General features: G+C 77.0%; 18 protein-coding genes. 12 read left to right on the forward strand and 6 right to left on the reverse strand.

Annotated features, from left to right (window positions below; genetic code table 11):
• Nucleotides 1-245: 245 nt before the first annotated feature.
• Nucleotides 246-620, forward strand: a complete 375-nt coding sequence (locus ATM99_RS07570) for an RNA-binding S4 domain-containing protein (protein ID WP_062102308.1) — start codon at nucleotides 246-248, stop codon at nucleotides 618-620.
• Between the two features lie 5 nt (nucleotides 621-625).
• Here the strand turns inward: ATM99_RS07570 and ATM99_RS07575 are convergent, their stop codons facing one another.
• Nucleotides 626-982, reverse strand: coding sequence for an STAS domain-containing protein (locus tag ATM99_RS07575; protein ID WP_062102309.1), 357 nt, complete (start codon nucleotides 980-982; stop codon nucleotides 626-628).
• A 75-nt stretch (nucleotides 983-1057) separates the two neighbouring features.
• Between ATM99_RS07575 and ATM99_RS07580 the strand changes: the two genes are divergently transcribed.
• The 7 genes from ATM99_RS07580 to ATM99_RS07610 all read left to right on the forward strand — a co-directional run bounded on the left by ATM99_RS07580 (nucleotide 1058) and on the right by ATM99_RS07610 (nucleotide 7018).
• Nucleotides 1058-2023: a DNA-3-methyladenine glycosylase gene (locus tag ATM99_RS07580; protein ID WP_150118197.1), complete on the forward strand. Its 966-nt coding sequence runs from the start codon at nucleotides 1058-1060 to the stop codon at nucleotides 2021-2023.
• Nucleotides 2024-2136: 113 nt separating this feature from the next.
• Nucleotides 2137-2379, forward strand: a complete 243-nt coding sequence (locus tag ATM99_RS07585) for a hypothetical protein (protein WP_062102310.1) — start codon at nucleotides 2137-2139, stop codon at nucleotides 2377-2379.
• Nucleotides 2376-3113 carry a histidine phosphatase family protein gene (locus tag ATM99_RS07590; protein WP_062102311.1) on the forward strand — a complete coding sequence of 246 codons (738 nt, stop codon included), beginning with the start codon at nucleotides 2376-2378 and terminating at the stop codon, nucleotides 3111-3113. Before ATM99_RS07585 ends, ATM99_RS07590 begins: the two co-directional genes overlap by 4 nt.
• Nucleotides 3106-3999, forward strand: a complete 894-nt coding sequence (locus tag ATM99_RS07595; protein WP_062102312.1) for an NAD(P)H-hydrate dehydratase — start codon at nucleotides 3106-3108, stop codon at nucleotides 3997-3999. The genes ATM99_RS07590 and ATM99_RS07595 overlap by 8 nt, the downstream gene beginning before the upstream one ends.
• Before the next feature lie 68 nt (nucleotides 4000-4067).
• Nucleotides 4068-4520: an S-ribosylhomocysteine lyase gene (locus tag ATM99_RS07600; RefSeq protein WP_046527977.1), complete on the forward strand. Its 453-nt coding sequence runs from the start codon at nucleotides 4068-4070 to the stop codon at nucleotides 4518-4520.
• Complete coding sequence (mtnN, locus tag ATM99_RS07605; RefSeq protein WP_082659422.1) at nucleotides 4517-5251, forward strand: 5'-methylthioadenosine/S-adenosylhomocysteine nucleosidase; 735 nt, start codon at nucleotides 4517-4519, stop codon at nucleotides 5249-5251. Before ATM99_RS07600 ends, mtnN begins: the two co-directional genes overlap by 4 nt.
• A gap of 264 nt (nucleotides 5252-5515) precedes the next feature.
• On the forward strand, nucleotides 5516-7018 hold the full coding sequence (locus tag ATM99_RS07610) for a DHA2 family efflux MFS transporter permease subunit (protein WP_062102313.1): 1503 nt from the start codon (nucleotides 5516-5518) through the stop codon (nucleotides 7016-7018).
• A gap of 13 nt (nucleotides 7019-7031) precedes the next feature.
• On the opposite strand, the gene ATM99_RS07615 is transcribed toward ATM99_RS07610, so the two are convergent.
• The 4 genes from ATM99_RS07615 to ATM99_RS07630 all read right to left on the reverse strand — a co-directional run bounded on the left by ATM99_RS07615 (nucleotide 7032) and on the right by ATM99_RS07630 (nucleotide 10771).
• Complete coding sequence (locus ATM99_RS07615) at nucleotides 7032-7808, reverse strand: triacylglycerol lipase (protein WP_223304873.1); 777 nt, start codon at nucleotides 7806-7808, stop codon at nucleotides 7032-7034.
• Nucleotides 7805-8608, reverse strand: coding sequence for an alpha/beta fold hydrolase (locus tag ATM99_RS07620; protein ID WP_190278798.1), 804 nt, complete (start codon nucleotides 8606-8608; stop codon nucleotides 7805-7807). The genes ATM99_RS07615 and ATM99_RS07620 overlap by 4 nt, the downstream gene beginning before the upstream one ends.
• A gap of 67 nt (nucleotides 8609-8675) precedes the next feature.
• Complete coding sequence (locus ATM99_RS07625) at nucleotides 8676-10115, reverse strand: HAMP domain-containing sensor histidine kinase (RefSeq protein ID WP_062102315.1); 1440 nt, start codon at nucleotides 10113-10115, stop codon at nucleotides 8676-8678.
• The gene (locus ATM99_RS07630; protein ID WP_062102316.1) at nucleotides 10112-10771 is read right to left on the reverse strand and encodes a response regulator transcription factor; all 660 of its coding nucleotides are present in this window, start codon (nucleotides 10769-10771) and stop codon (nucleotides 10112-10114) included. Before ATM99_RS07630 ends, ATM99_RS07625 begins: the two co-directional genes overlap by 4 nt.
• A gap of 81 nt (nucleotides 10772-10852) precedes the next feature.
• Here ATM99_RS07630 and ATM99_RS07635 point away from each other — a divergent pair, with 81 nt between their 5' ends.
• From ATM99_RS07635 to ATM99_RS07650, 4 genes are read left to right on the forward strand one after another with little or no spacing between them, the layout of a single operon-like run.
• Entirely contained in the window at nucleotides 10853-12112 is a 1260-nt protein-coding gene (locus tag ATM99_RS07635; RefSeq protein ID WP_062102321.1) for a hypothetical protein, read from the forward strand.
• Between the two features lie 47 nt (nucleotides 12113-12159).
• Nucleotides 12160-13128, forward strand: a complete 969-nt coding sequence (locus ATM99_RS07640) for an ABC transporter ATP-binding protein (protein ID WP_223304875.1) — start codon at nucleotides 12160-12162, stop codon at nucleotides 13126-13128.
• The gene (locus tag ATM99_RS07645; protein ID WP_082659420.1) at nucleotides 13115-14014 is read left to right on the forward strand and encodes an ABC transporter permease; all 900 of its coding nucleotides are present in this window, start codon (nucleotides 13115-13117) and stop codon (nucleotides 14012-14014) included. The genes ATM99_RS07640 and ATM99_RS07645 overlap by 14 nt, the downstream gene beginning before the upstream one ends.
• A gap of 34 nt (nucleotides 14015-14048) precedes the next feature.
• Nucleotides 14049-14717, forward strand: a complete 669-nt coding sequence (locus ATM99_RS07650; RefSeq protein WP_062102317.1) for a hypothetical protein — start codon at nucleotides 14049-14051, stop codon at nucleotides 14715-14717.
• Between the two features lie 42 nt (nucleotides 14718-14759).
• Here the strand turns inward: ATM99_RS07650 and ATM99_RS07655 are convergent.
• Nucleotides 14760-16428 (reverse strand): threonine/serine exporter ThrE family protein (locus tag ATM99_RS07655; protein WP_223304877.1); only part of this gene is annotated, 1669 nt, incomplete at its 5' end.

The raw sequence follows: 16428 nt of genomic DNA on the forward strand, positions 1-16428 counted from the left end.
GTGACGGGTGGGCTGCCATGCTCACGGCTCCTTCGCCGACGGGACCGCGCGCGGCGCGGGCGGACGCGGTGCACCCGCACGGCCGAGCGTCGCGCGGTGCCCACCGGCGCGTGACCGTCGAAGCGTTTCACCGCGCATCCTCGGCCGACACCGCCCCGCCGGCCGGACGCGTCCCCGCCGACCGGCCCGTGGCAGGCTGGCACCCGGCGGCGCGCACGGCGTCGCCGCCGGACGGGAGGTGCACCGTGGCCGAGCCGCTGGGCCGGGTCCGTGTCGACGCGTGGACGTGGGCGGTGCGCCTGTTCCCCACCCGGTCGGCCGCCGGGGCCGCGTGCCGCGCGGGGCACGTGCGCGTCAACGGCGAGCGCGCCAAGCCCGCGACCCAGGTGGTGCCGGGCGACGAGGTGCAGGTCCGCGGCGCCGGCCGCGAACGGCTCGTCGTCGTGCACCGCCTGCTGGTCAAGCGCGTGTCGGCCGAGGTCGCGCAGGCCTCCTACCTCGACCGGTCACCGGCACCCGTGCCGCGCTCGCAGGTCGCGGTCGCGGCACAGCGGGACCGCGGCGCCGGACGCCCCACCAAGCGCGACCGTCGCGCGATCGAGCGGCTGCGCGGCCACTGACCCCGTCAGCGCGGGGCGGGCCCCGGGGTCCCGAGCTCGGCCATCCAGTCGCGCACGCCGGTGGCCTCCAGCAGGTCCTCCACCCGTGGGCTGAGCGCCACCAGGCGCAGCGGCACGCCGCGCTCGCCGGCGTCGCGCGCGAGCCGCACGAGGATCGACAGCCCGCTCGAGTCGAGGAACGTCACCCCCGAGGCGTCGACGTCGACCGCCCCCACGTCGGGTCGCTCGAGCGCGGCCCACAGCGCCGGGGAGTCCCGCTCGCGCACGTCGAGGTCGACCGCGCCGTGCAGCACCACGCGCAGCACCCGGCCGTCGAGACGCACGGCGAGGCCGCCGTCACCTGCCCCCGGTCCCGTCACCACGCGCCGAGTGTGCCCGTGGTCACCCCGGACGGCACCTCGAGCCGCGACGTCACCGCCCGGGTGCATGCTGGGGACGTGACCTCCCGCCCCGCGACGGACCCCGTCGGCGCGAGCGGCCCGGACGGGACCGACCCCGCGACCGGGGACGTGCACGACGTCGTGCCCTGTCCCCCGGACCTCGACCCGCGTCGGTCGGTCGTGCGGCTGCGGCGCGGCGCGGGCGACCCGACGTGGTCGGACGCCGGCGGGGCGCTCTGGCACGCGACGCGTCGACCGACGGGTGCCGCGACGCTGCGGCTGACGCCCGCACCGGGCGGTGTGCGTGCCGACGCGTGGGGGCCGGGCGCTGCCGACGTGCTCGGCGACGTCCCGGGCCTGCTGGGCCTGCTCGACGACCCCACCGGCTTCGCCGCGCACCTGCACCCCGCGGTCGCGCGGGCGCACCGCACGCACGCGTCGCTGCGCCTGGCGCGCGGCGGCGACGTCTGGGCGACGGTCGTCACGTCGGTGCTCGAGCAACGCGTCGTCGGGGTGGACGCCAAGGCGTCGTGGCGGCGCCTCGTCGGCCGGCACGGCGACCCCGCCCCCGGGCCCGCGCCGGCGGGCCTGCGTGTCGCGCCGCCGCCCGCGGCGTGGGGAGCGCTGCCGGTGTGGGAGTGGCGGCAGGCGGGCGTCGACGCGCACCGCACCGACGCGATCCGGCGCGCCGCCGCCGTCGCCCACCGGCTGACGCCCGACCTCGCGCCCGTCGAGCTCGCCCGACGTCTGCGGACCGTGCCCGGGATCGGGCCGTGGACCGCCGCCGAGGTCACGTCGCGCGCGCTGGGCGACCCCGACGCCGTGCAGGTGGGGGACGCGCACCTGCCGCACCTCGTCGGCTGGGCGCTGACCGGCCGACGCGCCGACGACGCCGGGATGCTGCACCTGCTCGAGCCGTGGCGCGGGCACCGCCAGCGCGTGCTGGTGCTGCTGGAGGTCGCGTACCGCGGTCGGCTGCCCGCGTACGGGCCGCGCGGGCGGCGCGCGCTGCCGATGCGCTGACGGACCGGTCGCGCAGCCGGCGGCACGCCGAAGGGCTGCGCGGACGTGCCCGCGCCGCGCCGCGCCGGGATACTGGCCGTCCATCCGTCGCCCGACCCTCCAGGAGGATCCCGATGAGCCACGACCCCGCCGCCCGCAGCACCGACCCGGCCCCCGAGGCGCCCACGCGCGCGCTGACCGGCGTGCTGTGCCTCGTGCTGTTCGTCGGCGCGTTCGCGCTGCTCACGATCGGTTTCAGCAGCACCGACGGCACGACCGGAGCGCTGCTGGGCACCGCGGGCATCCTGGCGTTCGGTCTCGCGTTCGCGATCCCGACGACGATCCTGCCGGCGCTCGAGGAGCGCGACCGCCGGTGACGCCCGCACCGACGAGCCTCGTGCTCGTGCGTCACGGCGAGAGCGTCGGCAACGTCGCCGCGACGCGTGCCGAGCGCACGCAGGCCCTCGTCGTCGACGTCGCGACGCGCGACGCCGACACGCCGCTGTCGGAGCGCGGCCGCGAGCAGGCGAAGGCGCTCGGTGCGTGGCTCGCGGACGTCCCGGCCGGCGAGGTGCCCGAGGTCGTGTGGTGCTCGCCGTACGTGCGCACGCAGCAGACCGCGCGGATCGCGCTCGAGACCGCCGGCCTCGACCTGCCGGTGCGTCTCGACGAGCGGCTGCGCGACCGCGAGCTCGGCGTGCTCGACCGCCTCACGTGGCGCGGCGTGCTCGAGCACCACCCGGCCGAGGCCGAGCGCCGCCGGCACCTCGGCAAGATGTACCACCGCCCGCCCGGCGGCGAGTCGTGGGCCGACGTCGCGCTGCGGCTGCGCGCGGCGCTGCGCGACCTGCAGGAGCGGGACGCCGGCCGGCGCGTGCTCGTCGTCGTGCACGACGCGGTCGTGATGCTGCTGCGCTACGTGCTCGAGGAGCTCACCGAGGACGAGCTCATGACGATCGTGCGCGGCAGCAGCGTGCACAACGCGTCCGTCACGCGGCTCGACCGCGTCGACGACGCGTGGCGGCTCGTGACGTTCGACGACGTCACCCACCTCGCGGAGGTCGGCGCCCCCGTCACCGAGCACGAGGGGACCGACGACACGCATGGCTGACGAACCGACGGTCCTGAGCCCCGCGCTGCTGCGCGAGCACCCGCTGCCCGAGCCCGTGGGCGGCAAGGACGCGCGTGGCGGCGTGCTCGTCCTCGGCGGCGCGCGCGGCACGCCGGGTGCCGTGCTGCTCGCGGGGCTCGCGGCCCTGCGGGTGGGCGCGGGCCGGCTGTCCCTGGGGGTCGCCGGGTCGGTCGCGGGCCCGCTCGCGGTCGCGGTGCCCGAGGCGGGAGTCGTCGGCCTGCCGGAACGTCCCGACGGGGCGGTCGCCGGTCCGGGCGACGGCGTGCTCGACCCCGAGCTCGCCCGCGCGGACGTCGTGGTCGTCGGGCCGGGCCTCGACGCCCCCGCGGGGACGCTCGCGCTGCTGCGCGCCGTGCTCGCGCAGGCGCCAGCCACGACCCCGCTCGTGCTCGACGCCTTCGCGCTGGGCGTGCTGCGCGACGCCGCGGACGTCCGCGACGCCGTGCGGGGGCGCGCCGTGCTGACGCCGAACTCGACGGAGGCCACCTACCTGCTCGGTGACGACGAGGCGGGCCCCGACGAGGGGCGTGACGGGTCCGACGAACCGGTCGCCGGACGTCTCGCCGACGCGTACGGCGCGGTCGTGGTGTGCGGGGGCGTGGTCGCCGAGCCGGGCGGGCGGCGCTGGCGCTCGTCGACCGGGCACTCGGGCCTCGGCACGTCCGGCAGCGGCGACGTGCTCGCGGGCGCCGTGGCCGGGCTGCTCGCGCGCGGCGCGGACCCCACGCAGGCCGCGTGCTTCGGGGTCGAGGCGCACGGGCTCGCGGGCGACCGGCTCGCGGCCGCCGTCGGGCCCCTCGGGTACCTCGCGCGCGAGCTGCTCGACGAGCTGCCACGCGTGCTGGTCGAGCTGCGCGCGCGCTGACCCGCCCCCGGACACCCCGGCGCGACCGGTGCCCGATGGCGCAGACTGGTGCCGTGGACACACCTCGTATGAACGTCGAGTCGTTCAACCTCGACCACCGGACCGTCGCCGCGCCGTACCTCCGGCTCGCGGATCTCAAGCAGCTGCCGCACGGGGACGTCATCTCCAAGTTCGACGTGCGCTTCACGCAGCCCAACGTCGCGCACCTCGAGATGCCGGCCGTGCACTCGCTCGAGCACCTGTTCGCCGAGCACTCCCGGAACCACTCCGACCGCGTGCTCGACTTCTCCCCCATGGGCTGCCAGACGGGCTTCTACCTCATGCTCGAGGGTCGCTGGAGCACCGAGGAGGTCGCCGAGCTCGTCGCCGCGACGCTCACCGACGTCCTCGACGCGACCGAGGTGCCTGCGGCCAACGAGGTGCAGTGCGGCTGGGGCGCGAACCACACGCTGACCGGTGCGCAGGACGCCGCGCGCGCGTTCCTCGCGCAGCGCGACGCGTGGGCCACGGTCACCGCGTGAGCACCGACCTGTCCGCCGCGCCCGGCGTGCGGGTCGACGCGGTCGTCGTCACGGCCATGGGCGTCGAGGCCTCACCGTTCCTCGACCGCGCGAGCGCCGTGGGCGACGAGCTCGAGGTCGCGGGCGCCGCGCGGCGCGTGCTCGACCTCGGCGGCCCGCGCGTGCTGCTCGTGACCTGCGGGATCGGGCTCGTCAACGCCGCGACCGCCGCCGCGCTCGCGCTGCACGGGTCCGGCGCCCGCGCGGTGCTGAGCGCGGGCTCGGCCGGCGGCATGGGCCTCGAGGTGCGCGTCGGCGACGTCGTCGTCGGGGCCTCGACCGTCTACGGCGCGGCGGACGCCCGGCTGTTCGGGTACGAGCTCGGGCAGGTGCCGCGCATGCCGGCCCGGTTCGACGCCGACCCGGCCCTGCTCGCGGCCGTCGCGGCCCTCGACACCGGCGGGCTCACGGTCCGCACGGGCACGATCCTGTCGAGCGACGTGTTCGTCGACGCCGAGCGCGTCGTCGGCATGCGCGAGGCGTTCCCCGGTGCGCTCGCCTGCGACATGGAGTCCGCCGCGCTCGCGCACACCGCGCACCTGGCCGGCGTGCCGTTCGTGTCGGTGCGCGGGATCTCCGACCTGTGCGGGCCGATCGCCGGTGTCGACTTCTCGGCGCACGTCGACGACGCGGCCGAGCGGTCCGCGACGGTCGTCCTCGGGCTGCTGGACGGCGTGCTCGCCGGCGTCTGACGCACCTCCCCCGACGGGCCCGGCGCCGCGCGGCGCCGGGCCCGTCGGCACGTCCGCCCGGACGCACGGGTCGACGCGCAGCCCGCCGACCCGACGAGTCCGCGCCGCGCGGCCGGTCGGTAGGGAATGACGTCGACCCGCGCAGGGTTGGCGTCACAGACTGGCGGCGCGCGGTGACGACGCCCGCGACCCCTCACCCGGCCCGCAGGCCACCTCGGACCCGCACGCCCCGACCTCGGGGCCCGACGCGACAGGCGACCCCCCGTGACCGACCGCACCGACCCGCCGACCACCGTCGTCGAGCCGTCCGCCCGGACCGCCGACGCGGTCGAGGCCCCCACCACGCTCTCCGCGCGCGACCGGCTCGCGATCGCGCTGCTCCTGGTCTCGACGTTCGTCGTCATCCTCAACGAGACGATCATGGGCGTGGCGCTGCCGCGCCTCATGCACGACCTCGACGTCACCGCGAGCACCGCGCAGTGGCTGACCACCGCGTTCCTGCTGACGATGGCCGTGGTCATCCCCGTGACCGGGTTCTTCCTGCAGCGGACCACGACGCGCGGCGCGTTCCTCACGGCCATGAGCCTGTTCGCGCTCGGGACGCTGGTCTGCGCGCTCGCACCCGGCTTCCCGGTGCTGCTCGCCGGGCGCGTCGTGCAGGCGATGGGCACGGCCGTGATGCTGCCGCTGCTCATGACCACCGTGATGACCGTGACGCCGCCCGCGTCGCGCGGCCGCACCATGGGCAACATCTCGATCGTCATCTCGGTCGCCCCCGCGCTCGGCCCCACGATCTCGGGGCTCATCCTGTCGGTGCTGTCCTGGCGCTGGATGTTCGGGCTGGTGCTGCCGATCGCGGTCGCCGCGCTCGTGCTCGGCGCGCTGCGGCTGCCGAACGTCACCGAGCCCCGTCAGGCACGCGTCGACCTGCTGTCGGTGCTGCTGTCCGCGGTCGCGTTCGGCGGCCTGGTCTTCGGCCTGTCGAGCATCGGCGAGGCCGCGCACGACGGCTCCGGCACGCGCACGGTGCTCACGCTGCTGGCCGGTGCGGCCGCCCTGACGCTGTTCGTCGCGCGGCAGATCTGGTTGCAGCGCACCGACGCGGCGCTGCTCGACCTGCGCACGTTCCGCTCGCGCACGTTCGCGGTCGGCGTCGCGATGATGGCCGTCATGATGATGGCGCTGTTCGGCGTCATCATCATGCTGCCGATCTACGCGCAGGACGTGCTGGGGCTCGACACGCTCCGCACGGGCCTCATGCTGCTGCCGGGCGGTCTGCTCATGGGTCTGCTCGCGCCGCTCGTGGGCCGCGCCTACGACAAGGTCGGCCCGCGCCCGCTGCTCGTGCCCGGCACGATCCTGGTGAGCACGGCCACGTGGAGCATGGCGCTGCTGCTCGGCGAGGGCAGCGCCCCGTGGATGGTCGTCGTGGCGCACCTGACCATGTCGGCGGGTCTCGCACTCGTCTTCACGCCGCTGTTCACGTCGGCGCTGGGGTCGGTCGTGCCGGAGCGGTACTCGCACGGCAGCGCCGTGATCGGCACCGTCCAGCAGGTCGCGGGCGCCGCGGGCACCGCGTTGTTCGTCACCGTGCTGTCCGGGACGGCGGCCGGTCTGGCGGCCGGCGGGGCCTCGACGGCGGCGGCGACGGCCGGCGGGGTGCACGCCGCGTTCCTCGGCGGCGCGCTCCTCACGCTGCCCGCCATCGCCGCGGCGTTCGCCGTGCGCCCGGCCCCGGCGGGCACCGCCGCACCGGCCCACCACTGAGCCGACGGACCGATCACCCCGCCGCGGGCCGGGCGTCGCGCGCGACGTCCGGCCCGGGTGCGGTGCCGGTCAGGTGGGCGACCGCATCGAGCACGACCGCGTGCAGGCGGGGGTCGCCCAGCGGGCGGAAGTGGCCGTCGAGCGGCAGCCGCACGTTGACGGCGCCGGGCAGCTCGCCGCCCGTCGGCACGTGCGGGTCGAACCGGGCGTGCAGCGACCACGTCCGGGCGTGCGTGGCGACCTCGCGCGCGATCGCCCGCACGTGCGGGTCGCGCGGCGACAGCGCACGCACCGACCGCACCGGGAACCACCGCGCGTAGACCGACCCGGCGAACGGCGTGTTCACGGCGACGAGCCCCGCGACGCGCCGCCCGGCGTCCGGGTCGCCCATCACGAGCTTGCCGATCAACCCGCCCTTGGAGTGCGCGACCAGCACGACATCGCGCAGCCCGAGCTCCTCGACGCGCGCCGCGACGACGCGCGCCGACGCCGCGAGCGGACGGCCGTTGAGCCCGAGGCCGGGCACGACGTGCACCGGGTGCCCCGCCGCGTGCAGAGCACGTGCGAGGTCCACCATGACCGGCCAGCGCTCGTAGATGCCCGGCAGCAGCAGCACGGGCGCCCGCTCCCCCGCGGACCACGCGTCGGCCCGCACCGGCCGCAGCGCCCGCAGCTGCGCGCCGACGATCCACGCGTAGTCCCGGGCCCACGCGACCCCCTGACGCGCGCGGTGCCGCACGGTCGCCACGTGTCGCCCCAGGGCCCTCGGCCCGCCCGGCGTCGTGCTCATCGCCGCACGTGCTCCAGCACGAGGTCGCCGACCTGGCGGCTGTGCTCGTAGATCACGGCGTGCGACGCGCCCTCGATCTCGACCCAGCGCCCGTCGGGAGCGGCATCGGCCAGCAGCTGCGCCCACGCGCGCGGCGCCACGTGGTCGTGCTCGCCGCGCACCACAAGCACCGGCACGTCGACGCCCGGCAGCCGGTCCTCGATCGGGTAGCGCAACATGCGCGGCAGCACCTGCGCGAACCAGTGCGGCCCGCACTCGACGTACCCGCGCAGCGCGATGCCGCGCGTGCGCGGCGACTCGTGCACCGAGCTCTGCAGCAGCCGCAGCGCCTGCCGCGGGACCGAGCGCTCCTGCGCGTTGACCGGCGGACCGATCAGCACGGCGTGCGACGCGATCCCCGGGTGGCTCGCGAGCACCTCGGTGACGATCTGCGATCCCATCGAGTGCCCGAGGAACGTGGGCCGCTCGAGGCCGACGTGCTCGACCCAGCGCGCGATGAGCCGCGCGAAGTCGTCGATCTCGAGGTGGCGGTCGGGTCGCGGGACGCCCGCGAACCCGGGCAGGTCGAGCAGGTGCACGGCCCCGACGCGGCCGAGGTGCACCGCGAGCCGCTCGAAGTACTCCGAGCTCACGCCGAGGCCGTGCACGAGCACGATGTCGCGCCGGTCGGCGACGGGCACGTCGTCGGTCTCCTGGATCCACGTGGTCCAGGTGCGCAGCGCGAGGCCGCCGATCCGCACGCGGTCGATGCGCACGTTGAGCCCGTTCGGCGCCTGCGAGGCCCGGACCGTCTGCGGCACGTGCACCCTCCCCGGTGGTCCTGCGGCGCCCGCGCGGCGCACGGACCAGCAGGATCGTCGCACGACGTCAGCCGGCGGGCAGCGTGAGCACGGCGCGCAGGCCGCCGGTCGGGGCGACGTCGAGCGCGACGTCGCCACCCTGCTCGCGCGCGACCTCGCGAGCGATCGCGAGCCCGAGGCCCGCGCCACCGGCGTCGCGCTCACGCGCCGCGTCGAGGCGCACGAACCGCTCGAACACGCGCTCGCGGTCACCCGCAGGCACGCCCGGGCCGTCGTCGTCGACCACGACGCGGACGCGACCACCGGTGCCCGCACCCGGGCCTCCCGACGCGGCCGCGTCGGCGGGCACCCGCTCGACGCGCACCGTGACGGCCGAGCGCGCGTGCCGCGCGGCGTTGTCGACGAGATTGCGCACGGCCCGCGCCGTCGGCCCGGCCGCACCCACGGCGGTCGCGGCGCCCGTGACGGTGACCTCGACCCCGCGTGCGGCGGCCGGCGGTGCGACCGACGCGACGGCCTCGGCCGCGACGTCGGCGAGGTCGACGGGGCCGCGAGCGACCGGTGCCGCGCCGACGCGCGCGAGCACCAGCAGGTCGTCGACCAGGGCCTGCATGCGCGCGACCTGCGGCGCGAGGTCGGCGACGAGGTCGGCGACCGGGTACGCCTCGGGGTGCGCGGCCGCGACCTCGACGGCGGCGCGCGCCGCCGCGACGGGTGAGCGCAGCTCGTGCGCGGCGTCCGCGACGAACGTGCGCTGGCGTGCGGCGGCGGTCTCGAGACGGTCGAGCATCGCGTTGAGCGTGCGGGCCAGCGCACCGAGCTCGTCGTCGGCGGCGGGCACGGGCAGCGAGCCGGGGCCGCCCGCGAGCGCGACCCGGTCGGCCGCGGCCCGCAGGTCCTCGACGGGCGCGAGCACGCGCCCCAGCAGGGCCCGCAGCACGAGCGCGAACCCGACGGTGAGCACGGGCACGACCAGCAGCAGCGCGACGCGCAGCGCTCGCAGCACGCCCTCCACGTCGGTGAGGGGCACGGTCGTCACGAGCGTCGCGGGTTCGCCGCGGTAGGTGACGGCGCGCACGGCCGCGCGTGCGACACGGTCGTACGCGCTGCCCTCGGTGCCGACGACGAGCACGCGACCGCCCGCGCGCTCGCGCCACGCCGCCAGCGTGGCTGCGTCGACGACCGGCAGGGTGCGGCTCGCGGTGGTCGACGTCGCGAGCACAGCGCCCGAGGCGTCCAGGAGCTGCGCGACCTCGCCCGGCTGCGTGACGGGCAGCGCGTCGGGCACGCGGTCGTCGGCGACGAGCGCGGCGAGCGTCGCCGAGCGCTCCCGCACGGCCGCGTCCACCGCGGCCGTGCGCGCGACGCCCACGACGCCCGACAGCGTGAACGCGCCGATCACCAGGACGACCGCGACGGCGCCGGTCGCCGCGAGCGTGAGCCGCGCGCGCAGCGAGCTGTGCCGCCACCGGCGCCGCCACCACCCGCCGCCGCGGGGCGTGCTCACGCGGCCCCGCCGACGCGGTACCCGGCGCCGCGCACGGTCGTGACGGCGTCGCGCCCGAGCTTGCGCCGCAGGTACCCGACGTACACCTCGACGACGTTCGGGTCCTCGCCGCGCGTGTCGAAGACGTGGTCGAGCAGCTCGAGCTTGCCGACGACGCGGTCGGCGTGCCGCAGCAGGTACTCCAGCAGCGCGGTCTCGCGGACGGTCAGGTCGACGGGTGTGCCGTCGCGCGTGACGCCGCGCGTCGCGGGGTCGAGCGCGAGCGCGCCGACCTGCAGCACGGCCGGGCGCGGCGCGACGGGACGGCGCACGAGCGCGCGCAGCCGTGCGACGAGCACGACGAAGGAGAACGGTTTGGTGAGGTAGTCGTCGGCGCCCACGTCGAGGCCGTCGGCGACGTCGTGCTCGCCGTCCTTGGCCGACAGCATGAGCACGGGCGTCCACACGTCCTGCGCGCGCAGCGCGGTGACGACGTCGTACCCGTTGCGGCACGGCAGCATGACGTCGACGACGAGCACGTCGTACTCGCCGTCGACGGCCATCCGCAGGCCCGTCTCGCCGTCGTGCGCGGCGTCGACCGCGAACCCCTCGGCGGTCAGGCCGCGGCGCAGGGCGCGCACGAGCCCGACCTCGTCGTCGACCACCAGCACGCGCACCCCGGCAGCATCCCACCCGCGCACCGGCGCGGCGGGACCGCGCTCAGGCTCCGCTCAGGCCGCGTGCCGCACGGTGGTCCCATGGACACGACACCCACCACCTCCCGGACCCGCGTGCGCGCCGCGTGGGCCGTCCCGGCCGTCGCCGCCGTCGCGGTGGGGGTCGCGTTCGCCGCTCCCCCGCTGCTCGCCTCGGCGGACTCCGCCGGGCTCGCACCCGTGCAGCCCGACGAGCTGGTGGCGCGCGTGCTCGAGGCCGAGCCGCAGGCGTTGTCGGGCACGGTCGTGCACACCGCGCGGCTGGGGCTGCCGGACCTGTCGCTCGCGCAGGTGGGTGGCGCCGACCCGCTGAACCTGCTGGGCGGGTCGACGACGCTGCGGGTGTGGACCGACGGCGAGGCGCGCTCGCGCGTGTCGCTGCTGGGCACGGCCTCGGAGTACTCGGTCGTCGCCGACGGCACGCAGGCCTGGACGTACTCGTCGTCCGACGACGAGGTCGTCCACTACGCCCTGTCGGCCGCGGACGCCGCCCGCGCGCAGCGGCTGCACGACGCCGCCCCGACCCCGCCCGCGGACCTCCCGACGCCCGCCGAGCTGGGTCGCCAGGCGCTCGAGCAGGCGCAGCAGGACGCGACGGTGAGCGTCGACGCCGCGACGAAGGTCGCGGGGCGCGACGCCTACCAGGTGGTCGTCAAGCCGACCTCGACGACGACGCTCGTCGGCCGGATCGTGGTCGCCGTCGACGCGCAGACGTGGACGCCGTTGCGCGTGCAGGTCTGGAGCAGCGACGACGCCCGGACCCCGGCGCTCGAGCTCGGGTTCACCGACGTGACGTTCGCCGCACCGGCCGACTCGGTGCTGACGTTCACGAAGCCGCCGGGCGCGGCGGTCCGCGAGGTGACGGTGCCGCTGCCCGACGACGCGACGCTCGCCGCGCACGCCGAGCAGTCCTCCGCGCTGCCCGAGGACCCGGCCGACGCGGCGCTGCCCGACGGCGTGACCGTCACGGGCACCGGGTGGGACACGGTCGTCGAGGTGAAGGACGTCGACGTCGCGGCCCTGCTCGCGGGCGACCCGTCGGCGGTGGCCACCCTGCCGGACGTCGAGAAGTCGTTCGGCGGCGGCGAGGGCGCGAACGAGCTGTTCGACCAGTTCGTGGGCGGGGGCGACGGCCCGGCCGTCGACCTCGACACCTCGGCCCTGTACGACCAGCTGACGACCCCGGTCGAGGGTGGGCGTGCGCTGCAGTCCTCGCTGCTGTCGGTGCTGGTGCTCGACGACGGCCGCGTGCTGGCCGGCGCCGTGCCGGTGGACGCGCTGCGCGCGGTCGCCGGCGCGTGACGGCCACGCTGCGTGCCGCGGCGCCGGCCGTGCCGCAGGCTGGGGTCGTGACCGACGACGCCATCCGCACGCACGCCCTGACCAAGCGGTTCCGCACGGGTCAGGTCGCGGTCGACGGCATCGACCTGGTCGTGCCGCGCGGTGCCGTCTACGGGTTCCTCGGGCCCAACGGCTCGGGCAAGACGACGACGATCCGCATGCTGCTCGGGCTGGTCGCGCCCACGTCGGGGCGGGTCGAGCTGCTGGGCGAGCCGGTGCCGCAGCGCGCGGCGCACGTGCTGCCGCGCGTGGGTGCGCTCGTCGAGGGGCCTGCGTTCCAGCCGTACCTGTCGGGCCGCGCGAACCTCGCGCGGCTCGACGCGGTCGACGCGTCGACCGACCCGCGCACGGCGCGCGCCCGGGCCGAGGCGGCGCTCGAGCGGGTCGGGCTGACCGCGGCGGCGGACAAGCGGTACCGGCAGTACTCGCTGGGCATGAAGCAGCGGCTCGGCCTGGCCGCGGCGCTGCTGCGGCCGCGCGACCTGCTCGTGCTCGACGAGCCGACCAACGGCCTGGACCCGCAGGGCACGCGCGAGGTGCGGCACCTGGTGCGCGAGCTCGCGGACGGCGGCACGACCGTGCTCGTGTCCTCGCACCTGCTCGCCGAGATCGAGCAGGTCTGCACGCACGTCGGCATCATGGGCCGCGGCCACCTGCTGCTGCAGGGCCCGCGCACCGAGCTGACCGCGCGCCGCGCCGCCCGGATCGCGGTCCGCACGCTCGCCGACCGTGCGGACGCCGCCGCAACCGAGCTGCGCCGCCTCGCGCTCGACGACGTGACCGCCGACCGGCCGGTCGCCGACGGCACCGTCACGGTGTCGGCCGCGGTCCGCGACGACGCCGGCCCGGCACCGCAGGACGTCACGGCCGCGCTCGTGCGCGCCGACGTCCCGGTCGTCGGCGTCGACGTGCGTCGACCGTCGCTCGAGGACGTGTTCGTCGAGCTCACCGGGGAGGGCTTCGATGTCGCCCGCTGACACGACCACGTCCGTCGCCGCACCGGTCTCCGCCTCACGGGCCGTCGAGCCGCCCGCACGGCACCGCGGTGCGCTCGCGCGCCTCGTGCGCGCCGAGCTCGCGCTCGTGCTGGGGCGCCGCCGCAACCTCGTGCTGCTCGTGGGGCTCGCGCTCGTGCCGCTGCTGCTCGGCGTCGTGCTGTACCTCGCGCAGGACACCGCGCTCGCCGGTCAGGGACCGCCCTTCGTGTCGCGTGTGACGGGCAACGGGCTGTTCCTCGTGGTCGCGTCGCTGTTCCTGTGCACGCCGTTCCTGCTGCCGCTGACCATCGGCATCGCGTCGGGTGACGCGATCGCGGGCGAGGCGTCGGCAGGCACGCTGCGGTACCTGCTCGTGGTCCCGGTCGGACGCGGTCGGCTGCTCGCGGTCAAGGCGCTCGGCGCGCTCGTGTTCGCCGCCGCAGCGGTCCTCGCGATCGCCGTGGTCGGGCTCGTGGTCGGCGCGGCGCTGTTCGGCGTCGGCGACCTCACGCTGCTGTCCGGGTCGACCGTGCCGCTCGGCGACGGCGTGCTGCGCGTCGCCGGTGTCGTCGCGTACGTCGGGCTGTCGATGACCGGGCTCGTCGCGGTCGGGCTGTTCTTCTCGACGCTCACCGAGGTCCCCGTCGGCGCGATGGCCGCGACGGTCGTCGTCGCCGTGGTCTCGAGCGTGCTCGACCAGCTGCCGCAGCTCGCCGCGATCCACCCGGCGCTGCTGACGCACCACTGGTTCGACTTCGCCGAGATGCTGCGCGTCGTGCCGTCGGCCGACGTGCTCGCGCAGGGGCTCGCGGTGCAGGCCGGCTGGGTCGTGGTGTTCGGCGCGCTCGCGTGGGCGCGGTTCACGACGGCGGACGTCACGTCCTGACGCGCGGGCCCCGGACGGTGCCAGACTCGCCCCCGTGAGCGAGTACGACGACGAGATCATCCGGCCCGACGGCCTCACCTACGGCCTGCTGCTGGTGCGGGCCGCGCGCGACGAGGTGTTGCGCGTGCTGGTCCGCGAGCGGTTCTCCGGGTGGGTGGGTCCGGACGAGGACGGCTGGGTCGTCGCGGTGGCCGACCGCCCCCGCGGGCACGTCGCGGCGCACCGCCGGTACCTGCCCGACGTCGGCGAGCTCGTGTCGGGCGACCTGCACGCCGCGGTCGTCACGGTCGTCGTCGCGCGCGACCTGCTGCTGCAGGTGTGGGCGCACGACGACGGCGCCGAGGTCGTCACCTACCTGTCGGACGCGCACCTCGCGTTCCCCGACGACGAGGACGCGTTCGGCCCGCAGGGCGCGCACGGGTCCCGCACGCTGGCCTCGCTCGCGGGCCACCCCGAGGTGGGCGACGAGCTCACGACGCTGCTGTCCGAGGAGCGCGGCGAGGCCGACGCCGAGTCGGAGCGGCTCATGGCCGTGTGCCGGCTGCTCGCGTGGCCGCAGTGGCTCGTCGCGGTCGACTCGCTCCCCCGGCGCGTGCCGGGCGGCCCCGACGCCGACGCGTTCACGCGGCTGCGCGCCGGGCGCACCGGCGTCGGCGGCCTGCTCGCGGCGCGCGCCGCCGCGGTCGTGCGCCGCGACGAGTGACGCGCGGCCCCGGCCCCGGACCCGGACCCGGACCCGGACCCGTCAGACGATCAGCGGTGCGTCGGGCGCGAGCCGGCGCTGCAGGCCGCCGCCCAGCGCGAGCCCCGCGAGCACGCCGAGGCTGATCGCGACCATCGACACGCCCGTCGTCACGATGGTCGTGATGGCCTGCTCGGTCGAGTGCCCGAGCGCCGAGGTGACACCGACCAGGCCCAGCGCACCGGGCACGAGCACCCAGAAGCCCGGCAGGAACGTCACGAGGAAGGGTGGCCCGTCGCGGCGCGTGGCGGCCAGCATCGCCACGGGCGTCATGACGAGCGCACCGACGAACGACGACACGACCGCGCCCAGCAGCACGCCCCCGAGGACCTGGCCGGCGTACGCGACGACCAGCACGAGCGTGATCCACGGCAGGGTGCCGCGGTGCGCGTCGTTGTGCAGGACGACCCCGGCGGCGTAGACGAGCACGCCGACCCACGGCCCGGCCCAGCCCAGCGGCTGCGCGCTCGCGGCCCCGACCTGGGCCGCGGGCACGCCCACGAGGCCGGCGGCGGCGGTGATGCCGAGCGCGAGCAGCACGAGCTGCATGACGCCCGACGCGAGCCGCGACGAGCCCGCGATCATCTGCCGGGTCGCGAGGTCGATGACGCCCGTGGTGAGCAGCGCACCGGGGAGGAACGTCACGAGGGGCGCCACGAGCGGCGCGAGCAGCCCGACCGGCCAGCCCGTGCGCACCAGGAGCAGGACGGGCACCGCGACCGCGAAGGCGCTCAGGGCGACGAGCAGCCCCTGGTACACCGGTGGGACGCGTCGTGTCGCCGTGGTGAGCAGCGACACCCCGCCGCCCAGCACGGCGGCGACGAGCACGTCGAGCCAGCCGCCGCCGAGCACGAGCGAGAGGCCCGCGGCCATCGCGACGTACCCCGCGGCGCGGCGCAGGCCCGTCGACGCGGGCTGCGACAGCACGATGCCCGCGAGCGCGTCGAGCCCGGCGCGCGGCCCGACGTCGCCGCGCGCGGCGGCGTGCGCGAGGTCGAGCACGTCGCCCACCTGGTCGAGCCGCAGCACGCGGCTGCCGGCGGTCGCGACGGCCGTCTGCACGGTGCCGTGCTGGGGCACCGAGACCATGAGCGCGGTCGGGAACGTCACGACGGACGCCTCGGGGAGCCCGTTGACCTCGGCGACACGCTGCAGCGTCGTGTTGACCTGGACGATCGGCGCGCCCGCGTCGACCATCGCCTCGCCGAGCCGCACCAGGAACCGCACGGCCTCGTCGCTGCGTGCCGTCAGCGGCTCGGCGGCGCCCGCGGCGGCCGGTGCGGCTGCGACCTCCGGGCCGTCCGGGGCGGGGGTGCCGTCGGTGACGGGTGGCAGGACGAGCGTCGGCGCCGCCCCGCCGACGGGCAGGACGGCGGTCGCGGCACCGTCGGCGGCGGCGTCCGCCGCGGGCTGTCGGACCCGTGCCGCCGTGGGCGCCCCGATCTGCCGCCACCACCACCAGATCCCCGCGGCGGCGGCCACGAGCACGAGCACCGCGCCGAGCACGACCGTCCACGGGATCGTCGACTCGGTCATCGCCGGCTGCGACGGCCACACGGGCACGTGCACCGTCGAGGTGGTCGTCGGCGTCGGGTCCGGGACCGACGGCGTGGGCGACGGGGCTGTGGTCGTGGGCTCGGGGGCCGGCGTCGTGACCGTCGCCGTCGGCTCG

The sequence above is a fragment of the Cellulomonas sp. B6 genome, assembly GCF_001462455.1.
Lineage (GTDB): Bacteria > Actinomycetota > Actinomycetes > Actinomycetales > Cellulomonadaceae > Cellulomonas.

Excerpts from the sequence above, each read along its gene's own strand:
- ATM99_RS07585 (WP_062102310.1), top strand. The coding sequence starts at position 2,137 with ATGAGCCACGACCCCGCCGCCCGCAGCACCGACCCGGCCCCCGAGGCG.
- ATM99_RS07595 (WP_062102312.1), top strand. The coding sequence starts at position 3,106 with ATGGCTGACGAACCGACGGTCCTGAGCCCCGCGCTGCTGCGCGAGCAC.
- ATM99_RS07600 (WP_046527977.1), top strand. The coding sequence starts at position 4,068 with ATGAACGTCGAGTCGTTCAACCTCGACCACCGGACCGTCGCCGCGCCG.
- ATM99_RS07615 (WP_223304873.1), bottom strand. The coding sequence starts at position 7,808 with ATGAGCACGACGCCGGGCGGGCCGAGGGCCCTGGGGCGACACGTGGCG.
- ATM99_RS07635 (WP_062102321.1), top strand. The coding sequence starts at position 10,853 with ATGGACACGACACCCACCACCTCCCGGACCCGCGTGCGCGCCGCGTGG.
- ATM99_RS07645 (WP_082659420.1), top strand. The coding sequence starts at position 13,115 with ATGTCGCCCGCTGACACGACCACGTCCGTCGCCGCACCGGTCTCCGCC.